We start from the raw sequence: 14,789 nt of genomic DNA on the forward strand, positions 1-14,789 counted from the left end.
TTACCACACCCTCACGACGAGCAGACACCCGGTCTTACAGTCATCGACGCCCGGCAGACGAATGACTCTCGTCGTGGACGCCGCTGCCTGATTCGACGGGTAATCGTCGCCGCCTGTCAGTCGATACGTCCCACCGTCGTAGTTCGTCTCGACGACGTCACCGGAACGCGTCTGTATCGTGACGTTGACCTGCGCGGTTGTACGCAATCCGAACTCGTTCCGAATATCGGTCCCGGACACCGTGACGCCCGAGTCCGACGAACCGATTACTTCGCCGACCATCTCGTCGAGGTCCAGCGTCCGCGCGCTTCCATCCTCGGCGTACGTGTCGACGACGGTCGCTGCAACGCGGTCGGACTTCGCGGGAATCGCGTCCGTCACCGGCGACCCGAACGGCGTCACGGTCGACGGCACGAACGCGAACGTGAACGTCACCGTCAACAGGAACACGCTGATACCGACCGCGAAGTCCTGCGTCGTCTGCCCGCGGTCGCGTCCCCGGAGGCCGGTGAGGTCTCGCGCCGACATTATACGCCCACCGCTGCCCAGACCACGAGCGCGATCGTCAGCAGTACCAGCACGAACTTCAGGCCACTCGTGATGTCCGCGTCACGGATGTAGCCCGCGATGACGCCCGAGAGGATGGCCTGCATCGTGACCGCGTGGAAGAACAGCATCGACAGCAGCGAGACGTTGATGCTGCTCCCCAGTCCCGACGCGGCACCGCCAGCGGACGCACCACCGCCGCCGCTCGAGGAGTTCGCGGTGACGCCCTGGAGCGTATCCAGGAACTGCGTCTTCAGTATCGCCATCACCGCCAGGAGCGTCAGGTACGTCATGATGATGATGACGACCTGCATGCGCGTGCGGGACTTCCGTTCGCGCTCGATGTCGTCCTGGTTCTCGGACGCTTGCGCCGCCGTCGACAGCACGTCCGTGATCTGACTGGACGCCTCCTGGGCCTTCGAGATGAGCTTCACCGTCCGCGCCATCCGCGGCATGTGGTACTTGTTGTTGAACTCGACGAGCGCGTCCTTCAGGCTCATCCCGTAGTTCACCTTCGCGTGCATCGTGTCGAACTCGGTCGCCATCTTCCCGCTCGTCGTCTCCGACACCGTCTTCAGCGACTCCAGGAGCGTGAGGCCGGTGTCATTCGCGGAGGAGAGCTTCCGGAGGTTGTCGGAGATGTTCGAGACGATGGCCTTCCGGGAGCGGACGTTCCACTCGCGGAACACCGCGAACGGCAGGAAGATCAGGTACGCCGGCATGTAGACGTACATGAACGTCCCCCAGACGGGCGCGTTCTGCATGCCCTCCCAGCTCGTCGGCACCGACCCGGTGAGCGCCGCGAGGATGACGACGACGAGCGCGAGCGGGACCGTTATCGCTGCCGTGTACGCCGGGTTCTCGCGGAAGAACAGGTGCGGCGCCTTCAGCACGCGGATCGTCTCGTGCGTGCCTTCCTTGTTCTTGATGCGCTTGAACATCGACCCGCGGTCAGCGTACTGCTCGACGAGCCCGAGATTCAGGAGGCCGGCGTCCTGCTGTTGCAGCAACCGTTCGTCCGCGTCACTCGGCAACAGGTACCCGTCGCCCGGTTCGTCCTCCTTCACCGTCGACACCAGCACGAGGAACCCCAGGCCAGTCAGCGGGATGAGGCCGTAGACGGTGCCGTACAGCATCGTCACCTGTGCTTCGCCGAGCATCTGCATGATGACGAGGATGATGATGAGTAGGAGCGGGAACAGCGACAGCGTCATGTACATCTCGCCGAACAACTCCAGGGTCTCCAGCGTGAGTTCCTGCTGTTGCTTCGCCGTCCGCATGTGCTTCTCCTTCTTGTCGTAGAGGAACCCCTCCATGTCACCGCCGGAGTTCACGATGGAGAGCATGTCCGTCAGGAATTGCGCGAGTTCGTCGCTCGGCGTCTCCATCGCCTGATTCCGGATCGCGGTCCGATAGTCCGTGTCGAAGTACTCCGTCTCCTGAACGATGCTCTGGAACTCCTTGGCGACCTCGCCGTACGTGTCCTCCGCGGCCGCCATCGCCTCCAGGATCTCGAGCTGGTTCAGGCCGCCGACGGAGAGCGCGTACATGAACGACACCGCGTCCGTCAGGAGCATGTTGATCTCGCGCTTCCGGCTGGACGCCCGCGAGTACGGGACCGCGACGAGCGCACCGAACCCCATCGCGAACCCGATCGTCCCGAGGAACAACCCCGTTGCGAGGATGAGCGCCGGAATCTTGATGAGGTTGATGAAGTCGACGACCGCCGGGTTCGTGATACCGATTCCCGTCAGACTCTCCGTGTTCGTGATGAGGAACGTGAACACGAGGTACCCGATGAGCATCCCCATCAGCCAGAGGATGCCGCCCGCGAGCACGCCGATACCGAGCGCTCGCGAGAGGTACATCTCGACGGTGTCCGTCATCCGCGACTGCGCGAGCTTCGTCTCCACGTCCGCGACGAAGTTCGAGTCGTCCGCGAACAACCGCGTGTACAGCGGGTAGAACATGTCACCGAGGCTGTCCGAGCCCGCGTCGAACCCGCCGTCCTGGTCGGTCGTCTGCAGGCTCATTCCTCGTCACCGCCGCTCGAGAACACGGACCCGTCGTCCTCGTCGTCCTCATCCTCGTCCCCGTCGAACACGCCACCGCCGTCGCCACCACCGAACACCGAGTCGTCGTCCGGCGGCCCGCCGTCGGCCCCGTCGTCGTCACCGAAGACGCTGTCGTCGTCGTCCGACGCGTCCGCATCCTCGTCGAAGATCGCACCGTCGCTCTCCCCGAAGATTGAGTCGTCGTCCTCGTCGAAGAACGGCTCGTCGTCGTCGCCGAAGAACGCCTCCTCGTCGACGTCGTCGACGTCGTCGTCCGCGTTCGACGCACCGTCACCGGTCGACTGCTCGTCGTCACCGAATATCGCCCCGTCGTCGCCGCTACCGGCCGCTGCCGTGTCCTCGTCGTCGACAGTGTCGGCGGACGAAGACTCCGTCGACGCCGGCGACTCGCCCGCTTTCGCGGGCTCGCGCGACGGTTCGTCGTCGGTCGACGACTCGTCGTCTTCGTCCGTCAACGCCGGGAACTCCGCGTCGATGTCGCCGGCGTCGTCCTCCAGTGCCGCGTCGTCCTCACCGAACACGGCCCCCTGGTCGTCGGCCGCATCAGCGTCGAACGCCGCCCCGTCCTCCTCGAGGACCGCGTCCTCGTCCGGACCAGCGTCGAACGCAGCCTCGTCGTCCAACGCCGACGCATCAGCCTGCCCGACGCTCCCGTCGCTCGCATCCCCGACCGCCGAATCGTCGCTCTCGTCCTCCTGCGCCCCACTCCCGGCCTCCAGCTCAGGCGCGTCAGCCGGCGCCGACTCCTGCGCGGAACTCGCGTCCTGCGCGTCGGTCGACCCGCCAGAATCCCCGCCGAACGGATTCGCGTCGTCGTCTCCCTCGCCGAACGAGAACCCGCCACCGTCGTCGCTCAACCACGACGGCCCATCGGTCTCGTCACTGTCACCGAACGAGAAGTCGTCGTCCTCGTCGTCCCCACCGAGCGTGAAGCCGTCGCCGCCACCGACGTCGTCCAGCGAACTCCCGAAGTCGAAGTCGTCACCGCCGGACTCCACCGCCTCCGACGCGTCCACGTCCTCCTCGGTACTCACGCCACTGAGCGCGCTCGCGAGCCCACTCGGGATCTTCCCACGGTACTCCTCGAACATCGATTCCTCCGCCCGCTCGAGGATGTCCTGCGCGAGGTTGTACGTCTCGTCGTCCGGGTCCGGCCGCGGAACGAGTTCCTCGTCCTCCGGGTCGACGTCGATGAGGACGGACTCCATCTCTCGGAGGTCCGTCAGACTCTCCTCCAGTTGCCCGTTCGCGATGAGCGTCAGGATGGTCTCCGGGTCGTTGATGAACGCCTGCACGATCGCCGCGACCTGCGCGTACTCGTTCAACCCGGTCTTGATGATGTACGCCAGGATGACCCGGCGCTTGAACAGCTCCTCGTCGAGCTTCTCCTGGCCCCACCCGCGGTCGAACTTGATCTCCTCGACGGTGTTCGAGTCCCCCATCTTCAGGAACTCGTCCGTCTCCGCCTGCCACTGGTAGACGTCCTGAACGTTGATCTCGTCGTTCTCCGCGTCGTAGTGATTGATCTCCGTGATGTTCCGGTTCCGACGGACCTTCCGGCCGTTCACGCGCGTCTGCGTCTGGATCGACACCAGGTCGAGCGCGGTGAACATCGTCTTCGAGACGTTGATCGGGTCGGTCGTGAACCGCTTCAGGACCTCGCCGACGGAGTCCGCGTGGAACGTCGTGTACGTCGTGTGCCCCGTCGACATGACCTGGAACAGGACCCGACCCTCCTCCCCACGGATCTCGCCCATCACGATGTAGTCCGGGCGTTGACGCAGTGCGGCACGCAGCAGGTCGAACTCGTCGACGTCACCCTGACTGTCCTCGCTGAACGACGGGCGCGTGACGCTCGCCACCCAGTTCCGCTGGGGCAGCTCGACCTCGCGCGTGTCCTCGATGGACACGATCTTCGTGTTCGAAGGGATGAACAGCGAGATCGCGTTCAGGCTCGTCGTCTTCCCGGACGCCGTCCCGCCCGCGAAGATGAGGCTCTTGTGGTTCTCGATACACAACCAGAGGAACGCCATCTCGTCGAGCGAGAACGTGTTCCAGTTGATGAGGTCCACGGGCGTGAACGGGACGTCCTTGAACTGACGGATGGTGTAGTTCGTCCCGTGGTCGCTCACCTCCTTCCCGAGGGTCAACTGTGCGCGTGACCCGTCCGGGAGCGTCGCGTCCACCTGCGGCCGCCGCTTCGAGATACCCTTCCCGGAGCGCTGGGCGAGCTTCACCACGAAGTCGTCGAGTTCGCGCTCGCCGTGATAGATGTTCGAGATGATCTGCTCGTACTCGCCGTGGTAGACGAAGATCGGCGAGTTGTGGCCGTCGCACGAGATGTCCTCCACGTTGATGTCGTGCTTGATCGGGTCGATGCGCTCGTACCCGATGAAGTCCCGTTTCAGGAAGTACAGGAGCTTCTCGACCTGGTACTCGTTGAGCGTCTCCGGGTCCTCCTCGAGCAGTACGGGCTCCGGCCGGGCTTTGATGCCGTCGAGCTCTCGCCCGAATCCTTCTGCATCCTCGTCAGCGCCCGTGTCGGGCGCCCCGTCCCCGTCGGTGTCCGCGGTCCCGAAGAACCGGCGGATGCTCTCCGTGATGGACTTCGTGCCCGAGGCTGCACCTGCCGAGTCCGAGGACGCCGGCGTTCCCTTGAAGAGGTCGTAGCGCTTCAGGAGTCGTTTCGTCTCGCGGTCGATGACGTCCCGTCGAGCGTCCTCGTCGCCTTCGACCGCGACGTCCTCGTCGCTGTACTTGATCGCGGTCCGGAGCTTGCCCGTCATGAACTCCTCGAGGTCGTCCTCGAGCTCGTTCATGTACGGCTGGATGACGTAGTACTTGCGCTCGTTCTCCTTCTCGGAGAGGAAGATGATGACGAACGCGTAGGGTTTGTTCACCCAGTAGCGTTCCTCTTCGCGGAAGTGCGTCTTCTTCTCCATCGGGACGGCCTTCTCCAGGTCGTACCGGTTGACGACGGTCGTGTTCCCGCCGGGGTCCGAGAAGAACTCGTCCTCTTCGACCTCCTCCTGGACGTTCACGGTGCGTTCTTCGACGACCTCCGCGAGCTCCTGTGCGAAGTCGTCGCCTTGACTGAGAACGCCTTCGACCTCGTCGTCCTCGAAGCTCAGGTGGTCGGTCTCGTCGAACTGGACTTTCTCGCCGTCCCCGTCGGTCGGACACGAGCCGTCGTCCTCGTAGTAGTACTGCCACTTGAAGTGCTCCCACGTCCACGTGTCCTTGACGACTGGCGTCGTCTCGGGGTCGACCTGACTCTTGAACTCGTTCCAGAGCCACTTCGCGCCCGGTGCGACGTCCTCGGTGATGTGCGCGGCGAGGTCGTCGGGGTGCACGCCGAGGTACGGTTCGGGGTCGAAGTCGACGCGGTCCCAGTCGCCGCCTTCGGGAACCGTCTGGACCGTCCCTTCCTGGGTGCCCAGGCCCATCCTGCTCGAATCCTCGCTTGTGCTGTCTTCGACGTTCCGGTAGAGTGCGGATACGTCGTCGCCGTACCCGTGCTCCTGCATGAACTCCCGCCAGGTGTACTCGCCAACCCGAACCGAGGAACCGTCGGTCGGGCCATCGGACGCCGCCTCGTCCGACGCCCCAGAATCGCCCCCATCGAGCCCGTCTTGCCCTGTCTGGTCGGCGTCGTTAATAGCCATTGCCTACCCCTTTACGCGTGCGAGCAAAAAACCTTCCACCGATTATCATCGATGATATCGCCATCTTCGTCCAGTCATCTAGTTGTCTATTCCGACGTGAAGGTCTACGCTTGCTTCCGGTTTCGATGGAAACGGCAGCGTTACGCATCGACTTTATTCCGCCGGAGATTCCCCGACATGAACTGCCATTTATATCGGCGGCATTGTCACTAAATTCCACACATGGGGCGTGCGGCCACTGGATTCTCGGTAAGACCCAGTTACGGAACCGCAACGTGCACGCAACCAACTCCTACTCCAGACCGCCTACACCACCACGGAGCCGACCACTCCGAAGGAGCCCCGCCCGCGACTCACGCTACAGGCACCCCGAGCGCGACAACCACGCGACTCCTGCACAGGAACGCCTGGGGAGCGAGCGAAGTGGCGGAACCGGACTTGACGGGAGTCCCGCGAGCATCGCGAGTGGGACTCAGGAACGCTCGCTGAACGAACGAAGTGAGTGAAGCGGGCGTGACGGGATTCGAACCACGGTCGCTCACTTCGTTCGCTCTCTGATTCGAACCCCGCATGCCCGTGTTGCTCCTCACGTGCGTTCGGTGCAGACACGGGCGTGGCGGGGTTCGAACCCGCGATCGGGGGGTTAGGAACCTCCCGCCCTATCCGCTAGGCCACACGCCCGCGAGGGGCGTGGTGGAGAATCAGTTCGTTTCCGTGGACGTGTCCGTGGACGCGTCGGTGGACGTGTCGGTGGTCGTCGTCTCGTCGAACGAGCTGTCGTCGTCGAACGCGCTGTCGTTACTGCTGGACGGGCCCTCACGCATGTCCTGCAGTTCCTCCTCCACTTCTTCGCGGCCTTTCTGGAATTCGCCCATCGCTTCACCGGTCGAGCGCGCGAGCTTGGGAATCTTGTTCGCTCCGAAGAGCAGGACCGCGATGAGGAAGACGATGACCATCTCTGGCGCACCGAGTCCCCCAATGAATGTCGGAATCGTTTCGAGTGCCATCTCTACCTCACGCTTACCCGACGCCAAATATAGGCTTTTTGCTCGTCCGACCGACGCGAACGAACCACTCCAGTTCAGGTATCGACACGAACTCGCTCCTGGGCCGAGGATTCGAAACCCCGTGTGAACACACGTCAGGGGCTCCGCGAGCGCAACCGGTATGCCGATGCTTCCACAAGTGTCGCGGTGATGGTCGACGAAGGCGACACTGCACCCGAGTTCACTGCACCAGTCGCGACCGGCGACGTCGAATCGATCACGCTCTCGGACGCCGTCGCGGACGGCCCGGTCGTCCTCGCGTTCTTCCCCGGAGCGTTCACGAGCGTCTGCACGGCCGAGATGTGTTCGTTCCGCGATCGGTTGAGTGCGTTCGAGGACGTCGACGCGACCGTGTACGGCGTCAGCACCGACTCGCCGTTCTCACTGAACGAGTTCCGCGCTCAGAACGACCTCTCGTTCGGGCTCGTCAGCGACCACGAGAAGGACATCATCGACGCGTACGACGTCCGCACGAGCTTCGACCACATCGGCCTGCACGGGCTCGCGAAGCGCGCCGTCTTCGTCCTGGATAGTGACCGGACGATAACGTACGCGTGGGTGAGCGACGACCCGAGCGTGGAACCCGACTACGACGAGGTTGCGACTGCTGCCGACGCCGCCGACTGACCGACTCGACCCCACGTGTCGCGGCCGGCAACCCGCGAAGACGGACCGACTCGACGGAGGATTCTTCTTTCCGCAGCGCCACGACGCGGTATGAGCGACACTGAAAGTGACACCGGGAACGGTCGTGTGTACTCGCCGAAGGGCGAGCACGCGTTTCCGGACGAGAAACTGAACGCGGTCCTCGAGTTCGTCGAGAACGACCCGGAGATACAGACGTACCTCGAGGCGCAGAACGTGAACGCGGTCGACCGCAAGGGGTACAACGACCACGGCGTGAAGCACATCAAGATCGTTCGGCATCGAGCACTCTGCCTGTACGACCTCCTGAAGCGCGCGGGCGTCGAGTTCAATGGCGCGAAACAACAGGGCCTCGACGAGGAGGACGAGGCGGTCATCGTCGCACTCGCTGCGACCCTCCACGACATCGGGCACGTCGTGCATCGCGACAACCACTCGTACTACTCGATACCGCTCGCGTCCGACGAACTCGACCGCATCCTCCCGGAGTTCTACACGAAACCGGAGTGCGTTCGCGTGAAGGGCGAGGTCCTGCACGCCATCCTCTGTCATCACACCGAGGAGATACCGCTCACGAAGGAGGCCGGCGTGGTCCGGGTCGCGGACGCGCTCGACATGGAGAGCGGGCGGTCGCGGATGCCGTACGAGCGCGGTGGCCGTGGCATCAATACGATATCGAGTCAGGCGATAGAGAGCGTCTCGCTCTCGTCGGGCGAGGACCATCCGGTGCTCGTCGAGATCGAGATGAACTCGGCAGCGGGCGTCTACCAGGTCGACAACCTCCTGAAGGCGAAGCTCCAGGATTCGATGCTCGAACACGAGATCCGTATCGTGGCTATCCAGTCGACGAGTAACGGCGACGAGCTCGTCGAACGCATCGAGCTCTGACATCCTCCCCGTCCTGAACGACGGGGCTTCCCGTTCCATAGGTTGGTGCCGCGAGCGCAAGCTTTCTGTCGTCGTGGTCCCGACCGTCGAGCGTGACCGAAGCGGACCGCGACTGGCCGGACCCGCCGCTGGAGAGCGACCGCGACGCCGGCCGTCTCCGCGTGCGTCTGGCGTGTTCGGCGGTGGTTTTCCTGGCGTTCGTCGCGCTCTCCTGGAGCTACGTCGGCGAGGTCCTCGCGATGCTCTGGCCGCCCCACGAGTCGCTATCGCGATGGTTCACGCTGGTTCTCCTCCAGCTCATGGGGTACGTGATACTGCCGCTACTCGTCGGTGGGTTCCTCGGCGATCTCGTCTACGACCGGTTCGTCGACGATTGAGTGTTTCCTCGACGGTCGGGCGACTCGTCGACCCGCGGCTCGTTCGCCGCGGCGGTGCGTTTGGTCGTTCGATGCGTCGGTCGTCGTCAGGTAGTGACGGAGACGCGTTCGGCACCGTGACGTTCGACGTGCCCGTCGGCTTCGAGCGTGGAGATGACGTCGAACAGACCGAGTTTGCGGAGGCCGAGTGCGTCCGCGAGGTCGTCGACGCTCGCGTCGCGTTCCTGTGCGAGGTAGACGTAGACGAGCTTCGCTTGCGGCGATTCGATGCTCTCCGGAACGACGGGTGTCGCGTCCGTTCGCGCGCGAGTGGTGGCAGTCATGGTAGAACGAACCCAAAAGTTCGACGACCATAAATCTCCGTGTCGACACTCGTCGAAACTATCGGGGGGTTGCCGACGACGACGGCTGGACGTGCCACGCCCGCAGCGAGAGACGCTCGCTCAGACACCACTGGAGACCGTCTCGCGCCACTGGCAACGCTTGCGTGTTCTTCGACTGACGACGACCATCGTCGAGAACACGACAGGACAAGGGGGAGCGACGGAGTTCGAACCGAACCCAGACGTGCTCGCTCACTGCGTTCGCTGTGCGCGACTGGGAGGCTTCGAGTCCCGTCTTCGTGATCGTCACTAATCTTCGTTTGTAGCGAGGAAGGGGCGGGAGTCCCGCGAGCGAGCGTAGCGAGCGAGTGGGACTACGCCACTTCCGCGAACGAGCGCAGCGAGTGAGCGGAAGGGGCGGGATTCGAACCACGCGAAGCCTCTCCACGAATCGCGTTCGTGGACTGCTCTCCCACTGAGCTACCCTTCCACGGCCGGCGGTTCGAGTCGATGTCTGATAGGGGCGTTGGTCGGCGAATCGAAACGAACGCCTTAACCGCTCCTGCGCGCAAGCACGTGGTCGTTATGAGTATCGCAGAGATAGTCTTCGCGACGCTGACGGGGTTGATCGCTGGTGCGGTGTTCGCGCTCGTCGACGCACCGATACCGGCACCGCCCGCGCTCGCTGGTGTCATGGGTATCGTCGGCATCTACGCCGGATTCAAACTCGTCGAGCACTTCGATCTCGTCGGCGCGGTCGCGGACGCGATTCCGCTTTGAGAACGAGGAGCCCTCAGTCGCCGGAGACACCTTGGTTCTTCGTGTCCTCTTCCGGTGCGTCGAACGCGTAGTAGATCGTCCCCATGACGACGCCGAACACGGCGTGTCCGGCGAGCATCGCGCTCGACACGTACGGGAACGGGAGCGAGACCGACGAGACGACCCCGAGCCAGAGTGGCATCGCGAGCGCTGTCAGGACGACCCAGACGCCGAGCGCGAAGAGGAGCCCGGCCCCGATCTGCTCCCGAGCATCGGCCCCTGACCGGTCGCTGAGTCCGATGATGACGGCGAAGGCGATCCCGAGAACGCTCGCGTGCAGGACGTGGAGTATCCATCCGAGGACCGCATCGCCCGGTGGGTCGACCCCGTACAACGCCGGAATCATCTCGCGGAGTACTAACGGGTCGATGACGGATACCACCGCGCCGGAGACGAGTCCACCCAGTAGCCCACTTGCCAGTCCCAGTCGCCAATCGCCCCCGAACGGGTCTGCGACCTCCGGTGGTGATTGGGTCGTCTCAGTAGCCATCGATTGGGGGTACGTAGACGCGACGAGCGTAATGTAATATTGACCATATCGTGCCCGCAGGACCACGTTTCACGGCCCGGGAAGGTGCGGGAAGAACGCTCGCCGGTACCGAGTAGGCTGCCGTTTTCGAGACGCGGTGCTCGCGGGTCGAGAACGAGGAACGGATACGGTCGACGAAAGCGCGAGTCGGGAGCGTTCAGTACGAGCGTTCCTTGGGCTCGTACGTCTTGTTCTCGCCCTCGAGGATGACCGGACGGAAGAACACCTGGGGTTCGCCGTCGTGCCATCCGATGAGCGTGTGCTTCAGCCACTCCTCGTCCTTGCGTTCCTGGTGCTCCTTGCGCCAGTGCGCGCCGCGGAACTCGTCGCGGACGAGCGCGCCCATCGCTATCGTCTCGGCGATGTCGATGAGGTTCCGCGTCTCGATCGTATGCTGGAGGTCCGTGTTGAACGTGCGACTCGGGTCCTCGACGTACACGTCCTCGTAGGCCTCGCGGATGTCGCGGATGTCCCGCAGTGCTTGCTTCACGCCTTCCTCCTCGCGGAAGACGTTCACGTTCTGCGTCATCGTCTTCTGGAGGCGTTCGCGGATCTGGGAGTGCTTCACGCCCTCTTCCTTCGAGAGCATCTCCTCGACGCGTTCGCGTTCGGCTTCGACCTCGCGTTCGACGACTGCGGTCGGGTCCTGCGTGACCGCGCCACCGTCCGCGGCAGCGGTCTCGCCACCGGCGCCACTGATACCGGCTTCGCCCGGCTGGACCGGCATCTCGGTGTCGTCGTACTCGATGTCGCCGCGTTCGCCCGTCTCGATCTTCGGCTCGCCCATGTCGGCACCTGCGGCGTGCTTGCCGGCGCGCGCACCGAACACGATGAGTTCCGGGAGCGCGTTCCCGCCGAGGCGGTTCGCGCCGTGCACGCTCACGCACGCCGTCTCGCCGGCCGCGTACAGGCCCTCGATACAGGTGTGCCCGTTCTCGTCGGTCTCGACGCCACCCATCTGGTAGTGCTGCCCGGGCTTGACCGGCATCGGCTCGACGAGCCCGTCCACGCCCTCGAAGTCCTCCGCGAGGTGGAGGATGTTCTCCAGGCGGTCCATGATGCGTTCCTCGCCGAGGTGACGCATGTCGAGCATCACGTACTCGTCCTCGAACCCACGCCCTTCGTTGACCTCCGTCAGTTCGGCGCGGGAGACGACGTCGCGGCTCGCGAGCTCGCCTTCGTTGTTCGCGTACCCGTGTTCGAACATGAACCGCTCCCCGTCGGCGTTGTAGAGGATACCGCCCTCCCCGCGGACGCCTTCGGAGATGAGAACGCCAGTGCTCGGGAGCGTCGTCGGGTGGAACTGCACGAACTCCATGTCCTCCAGCGGCACGCCGGCGCGGTACGCGATGGCGTACCCGTCACCGGTGTTCGCGACCGCGTTCGTCGTGTGGTCGAACGCCTGCCCGGGGCCGCCAGTCGCGAGGATGACGCCGTTCTTCGCCTTGAAGCCGGCAATCTCGCCGGTCTTGATGTCCATCGCGACGCAGCCGTGGCACGTGCGCTCGCTCGGGTCGTCCTCGTCCGTGACCGCGACGTCCTGCACGTACCACTCGTCGTACACCTCGATACCTCGCTTCACGACCTGCTCGTACATCGTGTGCAGGAGGTGATGCCCGGTCTCGGCGCCCGCGTACGTCGTTCGCGGGAACGACAGCCCGCCGAACGGCCGCTGGCTGACGGTGCCGTCGTCCTCGCGACTGAACGGCATCCCCCAGTGCTCGATCTGGATGACCTCCTCCGGGGCGTCCTGCGCCAGGGTCTCGACCGCGGGGGCGTCCCCGAGGTAGTCCGAGCCCTTCATCGTGTCGTACGCGTGCAACTCCCAGTCGTCGCCCTCTCGGAGTGCCGCGTTGATGCCGCCTTCCGCCGCGCCCGTGTGCGAGCGCACCGGATGGAGTTTCGTGACGATAGCCACGTCCGCGCCTTCTTCGTGGGCAGCGATCGCCGCGCGGAGTCCCGCGCCGCCACCGCCGACCACGATTACGTCGTGTTCGTACATGTTGAGTGCTTAGGATTCGATGACTTGAAGTTGTCTACCAGAACTTCAGGTTGTTCTTCACGGCTTCGCGCTTGAGTTCCTGGATGTGCTCGGTGAGCGGGATGTCCTTCGGACAGACCTCGGTGCACGAAAACTGCGTCTGGCACCGCCAGACGCCGTGTTCCTGTTCGAGGATGCGGAGTCGGTGCTCCTCGAGCTCCTCCTGGTCCTCGCGCTCGTCCATGTAGAACCGGTACGCCTTGTTGATCGCCGCCGGCCCCAGGTACTCGTTGTCGCCCGCCGCGATGTTACACGAGGACATGCACGCGCCACACCAGATGCAGCGCGTACTCATCTTGATCTTCTCGCGGTTCTCCCGGGTCTGCTTCTGCTCCTCACCACTCGGCGCGTTCTCGTCGCCCTGGAAGTACGGCTCCACCGAGTGCATCTGGTCGTAGAAGTGCTGCATGTCCACGACGAGGTCCTTCACGACGTCCTGGTGCGGGAGCGGTTCGACGCGAACCGGCCAGTCCAGGTCGCTCATCTGGGTCTTACAACAGAGACGCTGCTGGCCGTTGACGAACATCGCGTCCGACCCACAGACCGCCTGCCGGCACGAGTGCCGGAACGTCAGCGACGGGTCGTAGTGGTCGCGCGCGTACATGAGCGCGTCCAGGACCGTCATCCCCTTCGTGAACGGGACGTGGAACTCGTCGAACCGCGGTTCCTGTTTCCCTTCGACCTCGGGGTCGTACCGGAAGACCTTCAGTTGGACCGAGCGCTCGGCGGCCTCGATCTCCTCCTGGGCCTTCTTCTGGGCGTCCCGATAGCTGGCGGCCTCGGCCTTCTTCGCCATCCGCTTGTCCTGGGGTGATTCGGCCGACGCGTCAGCCTCCGCCTCGGCGCTCGACTCCGCCTCCGCTTCCTGTTCTGGTACTTGCGTGCTCATTGTTAGACGAGGTCCGTCATCGCGAGTGCGACGCGCGTGCCCTGCACGACGAGCAACACTCCGGCGAGGCCGAGGATGCCCTGTGCCGCGCGCTTCTGGATGCCCTTGATGCCCTGGTTCACCATCGCGTTGTAGATGCCGTTGACGCCGTGGAACGTCGCGGTGACGAGGAACAGCCACATCGTCGCGAAGTACCCGACCTGACTCATCCGCGCGGACGTGCCGGCGAACGTGATCTCGTACGCGTGGTGGTAGAAGTGCAGGAGGAAGAAGTGGAACGCGAGAACGACGATGAGGAACGCCGCGGTGATGCGCTGGAAGAGCCAGCCCCAGCCACCGCGCTCGAAGGACGTCGGCGCGCCACTGGTCTCTGCGGCCATCAGGCGCCACCTCCGAGGCCCGCGAGGAACGTCGGAACGCTCGCGACGACGATCGCGCCCGTCAGGACGAGCGACGCGTAGAAGCTCTTATCTTGCGACCCGAGCCCGATGCCGAGGTCGACGAGCAGCAGTCGCGTGCCGTTCAGGATGTGGAAGACGGCCGTGGACAGCAGCCCGATCTCGAGGATGCGAACGATGAAGATGCTTTCGAGACTCTGGAGCGTCTGCGTGTACGTTTCTGCGCCGGTCGTTGCCGTGGAGAGGACGGCGATGTGCGTGAAGAGGTAGCCGACGAGGATCCATCCGGTGAACTTGTGGAAGATCCACGCCCACATGCCGGCCTGGAACTCCTTCCACCGGCCGAAGTCCTCGACGAGACCGCGGTTGTAAGACTGGCTCATGCTCTATGCGGGACGCTTGGACCGTACCGGTATAGAAGTTACTACCTCGGCGTCCAAGATGGCGGTTCGACGGCGTCGCGACGGGGGTTCTCGCTGGCTGGGCGGTGTCGCAGAACGAGTCGACGGTGTGCGAGCGACGGTTGGCGGCGTTCGAACCGAACCCGT

At 64.3% G+C, this 14,789-nt stretch carries 14 protein-coding genes and 2 tRNA genes; 4 read left to right on the forward strand and 12 right to left on the reverse strand.

The genetic code is table 11. From position 1 onward, the window contains the following. The 5 genes from ACZ48X_RS19215 to ACZ48X_RS19235 form a co-directional block, all read right to left on the reverse strand. On the reverse strand, positions 1–528 hold the full coding sequence (locus ACZ48X_RS19215; protein ID WP_336352074.1) for a DUF7287 family protein: 528 nt from the start codon (positions 526–528) through the stop codon (positions 1–3). Then, positions 528–2,579: a type II secretion system F family protein gene (locus tag ACZ48X_RS19220; protein ID WP_336352075.1), complete on the reverse strand. Its 2,052-nt coding sequence runs from the start codon at positions 2,577–2,579 to the stop codon at positions 528–530. The genes ACZ48X_RS19215 and ACZ48X_RS19220 overlap by 1 nt, the downstream gene beginning before the upstream one ends. After that, positions 2,576–6,286 (reverse strand): ATPase, T2SS/T4P/T4SS family, encoded by a 3,711-nt coding sequence (locus ACZ48X_RS19225; RefSeq protein WP_379762856.1) that lies wholly within the window; start codon positions 6,284–6,286, stop codon positions 2,576–2,578. Before ACZ48X_RS19225 ends, ACZ48X_RS19220 begins: the two co-directional genes overlap by 4 nt. A 608-nt stretch (positions 6,287–6,894) precedes the next feature. Beyond that, positions 6,895–6,967 (reverse strand) — tRNA-Arg (locus ACZ48X_RS19230). Between the two features lie 20 nt (positions 6,968–6,987). Then, positions 6,988–7,293: a twin-arginine translocase TatA/TatE family subunit gene (locus ACZ48X_RS19235; RefSeq protein ID WP_336352076.1), complete on the reverse strand. Its 306-nt coding sequence runs from the start codon at positions 7,291–7,293 to the stop codon at positions 6,988–6,990. A 189-nt stretch (positions 7,294–7,482) separates the two neighbouring features. Between ACZ48X_RS19235 and ACZ48X_RS19240 the strand changes: the two genes are divergently transcribed. The 3 genes from ACZ48X_RS19240 (at position 7,483) to ACZ48X_RS19250 (ending at position 9,242) form a co-directional block, all read left to right on the forward strand. Further along, positions 7,483–7,959 (forward strand): peroxiredoxin, encoded by a 477-nt coding sequence (locus ACZ48X_RS19240; RefSeq protein ID WP_336352077.1) that lies wholly within the window; start codon positions 7,483–7,485, stop codon positions 7,957–7,959. A gap of 90 nt (positions 7,960–8,049) precedes the next feature. Then, the gene (locus ACZ48X_RS19245) at positions 8,050–8,865 is read left to right on the forward strand and encodes an HD domain-containing protein (protein ID WP_336352078.1); all 816 of its coding nucleotides are present in this window, start codon (positions 8,050–8,052) and stop codon (positions 8,863–8,865) included. Positions 8,866–8,957: 92 nt separating this feature from the next. Continuing rightward, positions 8,958–9,242, forward strand: a complete 285-nt coding sequence (locus ACZ48X_RS19250; protein ID WP_336352079.1) for a hypothetical protein — start codon at positions 8,958–8,960, stop codon at positions 9,240–9,242. A gap of 86 nt (positions 9,243–9,328) precedes the next feature. On the opposite strand, the gene ACZ48X_RS19255 is transcribed toward ACZ48X_RS19250, so the two are convergent. Beyond that, a complete protein-coding gene (locus ACZ48X_RS19255; RefSeq protein ID WP_336352080.1) occupies positions 9,329–9,565 on the reverse strand; it encodes a TrmB family transcriptional regulator in 237 nt (78 codons plus the stop codon). 409 nt (positions 9,566–9,974) lie between these two features. Beyond that, positions 9,975–10,055, reverse strand: a tRNA-Val gene (locus ACZ48X_RS19260). 95 nt (positions 10,056–10,150) lie between these two features. On the opposite strand from ACZ48X_RS19260, the gene ACZ48X_RS19265 reads away from it, so the two are divergent. After that, positions 10,151–10,345 carry a XapX domain-containing protein gene (locus tag ACZ48X_RS19265; RefSeq protein ID WP_336352081.1) on the forward strand — a complete coding sequence of 65 codons (195 nt, stop codon included), beginning with the start codon at positions 10,151–10,153 and terminating at the stop codon, positions 10,343–10,345. A 13-nt stretch (positions 10,346–10,358) separates the two neighbouring features. Here ACZ48X_RS19265 and ACZ48X_RS19270 read toward each other — a convergent pair whose 3' ends face one another. The 5 genes from ACZ48X_RS19270 to sdhC form a co-directional block, all read right to left on the reverse strand. Beyond that, positions 10,359–10,874 carry a histidine kinase gene (locus ACZ48X_RS19270; protein WP_336352082.1) on the reverse strand — a complete coding sequence of 172 codons (516 nt, stop codon included), beginning with the start codon at positions 10,872–10,874 and terminating at the stop codon, positions 10,359–10,361. A 196-nt stretch (positions 10,875–11,070) separates the two neighbouring features. Next, entirely contained in the window at positions 11,071–12,915 is a 1,845-nt protein-coding gene (locus ACZ48X_RS19275) for an FAD-binding protein (protein WP_336352083.1), read from the reverse strand. 34 nt (positions 12,916–12,949) lie between these two features. Beyond that, positions 12,950–13,843: a succinate dehydrogenase/fumarate reductase iron-sulfur subunit gene (locus tag ACZ48X_RS19280; RefSeq protein ID WP_336352084.1), complete on the reverse strand. Its 894-nt coding sequence runs from the start codon at positions 13,841–13,843 to the stop codon at positions 12,950–12,952. A gap of 2 nt (positions 13,844–13,845) precedes the next feature. After that, positions 13,846–14,223, reverse strand: coding sequence for a succinate dehydrogenase hydrophobic membrane anchor subunit (locus ACZ48X_RS19285; protein WP_336352085.1), 378 nt, complete (start codon positions 14,221–14,223; stop codon positions 13,846–13,848). Then, positions 14,223–14,624, reverse strand: a complete 402-nt coding sequence (sdhC, locus tag ACZ48X_RS19290) for a succinate dehydrogenase, cytochrome b556 subunit (protein ID WP_336352086.1) — start codon at positions 14,622–14,624, stop codon at positions 14,223–14,225. Before sdhC ends, ACZ48X_RS19285 begins: the two co-directional genes overlap by 1 nt. Positions 14,625–14,789: the final 165 nt, after the last annotated feature.

Source organism: Halorubellus litoreus (assembly GCF_055378595.1).

Coding starts and splice junctions, on each gene's coding strand:
- ACZ48X_RS19215 (WP_336352074.1), bottom strand. CDS start 528: ATGTCGGCGCGAGACCTCACCGGCCTCCGGGGACGCGACCGCGGGCAG.
- ACZ48X_RS19220 (WP_336352075.1), bottom strand. CDS start 2,579: ATGAGCCTGCAGACGACCGACCAGGACGGCGGGTTCGACGCGGGCTCG.
- ACZ48X_RS19225 (WP_379762856.1), bottom strand. CDS start 6,286: ATGGCTATTAACGACGCCGACCAGACAGGGCAAGACGGGCTCGATGGG.
- ACZ48X_RS19235 (WP_336352076.1), bottom strand. CDS start 7,293: ATGGCACTCGAAACGATTCCGACATTCATTGGGGGACTCGGTGCGCCA.
- ACZ48X_RS19240 (WP_336352077.1), top strand. CDS start 7,483: ATGGTCGACGAAGGCGACACTGCACCCGAGTTCACTGCACCAGTCGCG.
- ACZ48X_RS19245 (WP_336352078.1), top strand. CDS start 8,050: ATGAGCGACACTGAAAGTGACACCGGGAACGGTCGTGTGTACTCGCCG.
- ACZ48X_RS19255 (WP_336352080.1), bottom strand. CDS start 9,565: ATGACTGCCACCACTCGCGCGCGAACGGACGCGACACCCGTCGTTCCG.
- ACZ48X_RS19265 (WP_336352081.1), top strand. CDS start 10,151: ATGAGTATCGCAGAGATAGTCTTCGCGACGCTGACGGGGTTGATCGCT.
- ACZ48X_RS19270 (WP_336352082.1), bottom strand. CDS start 10,874: ATGGCTACTGAGACGACCCAATCACCACCGGAGGTCGCAGACCCGTTC.
- ACZ48X_RS19275 (WP_336352083.1), bottom strand. CDS start 12,915: ATGTACGAACACGACGTAATCGTGGTCGGCGGTGGCGGCGCGGGACTC.
- ACZ48X_RS19280 (WP_336352084.1), bottom strand. CDS start 13,843: ATGAGCACGCAAGTACCAGAACAGGAAGCGGAGGCGGAGTCGAGCGCC.
- ACZ48X_RS19285 (WP_336352085.1), bottom strand. CDS start 14,223: ATGGCCGCAGAGACCAGTGGCGCGCCGACGTCCTTCGAGCGCGGTGGC.
- sdhC (WP_336352086.1), bottom strand. CDS start 14,624: ATGAGCCAGTCTTACAACCGCGGTCTCGTCGAGGACTTCGGCCGGTGG.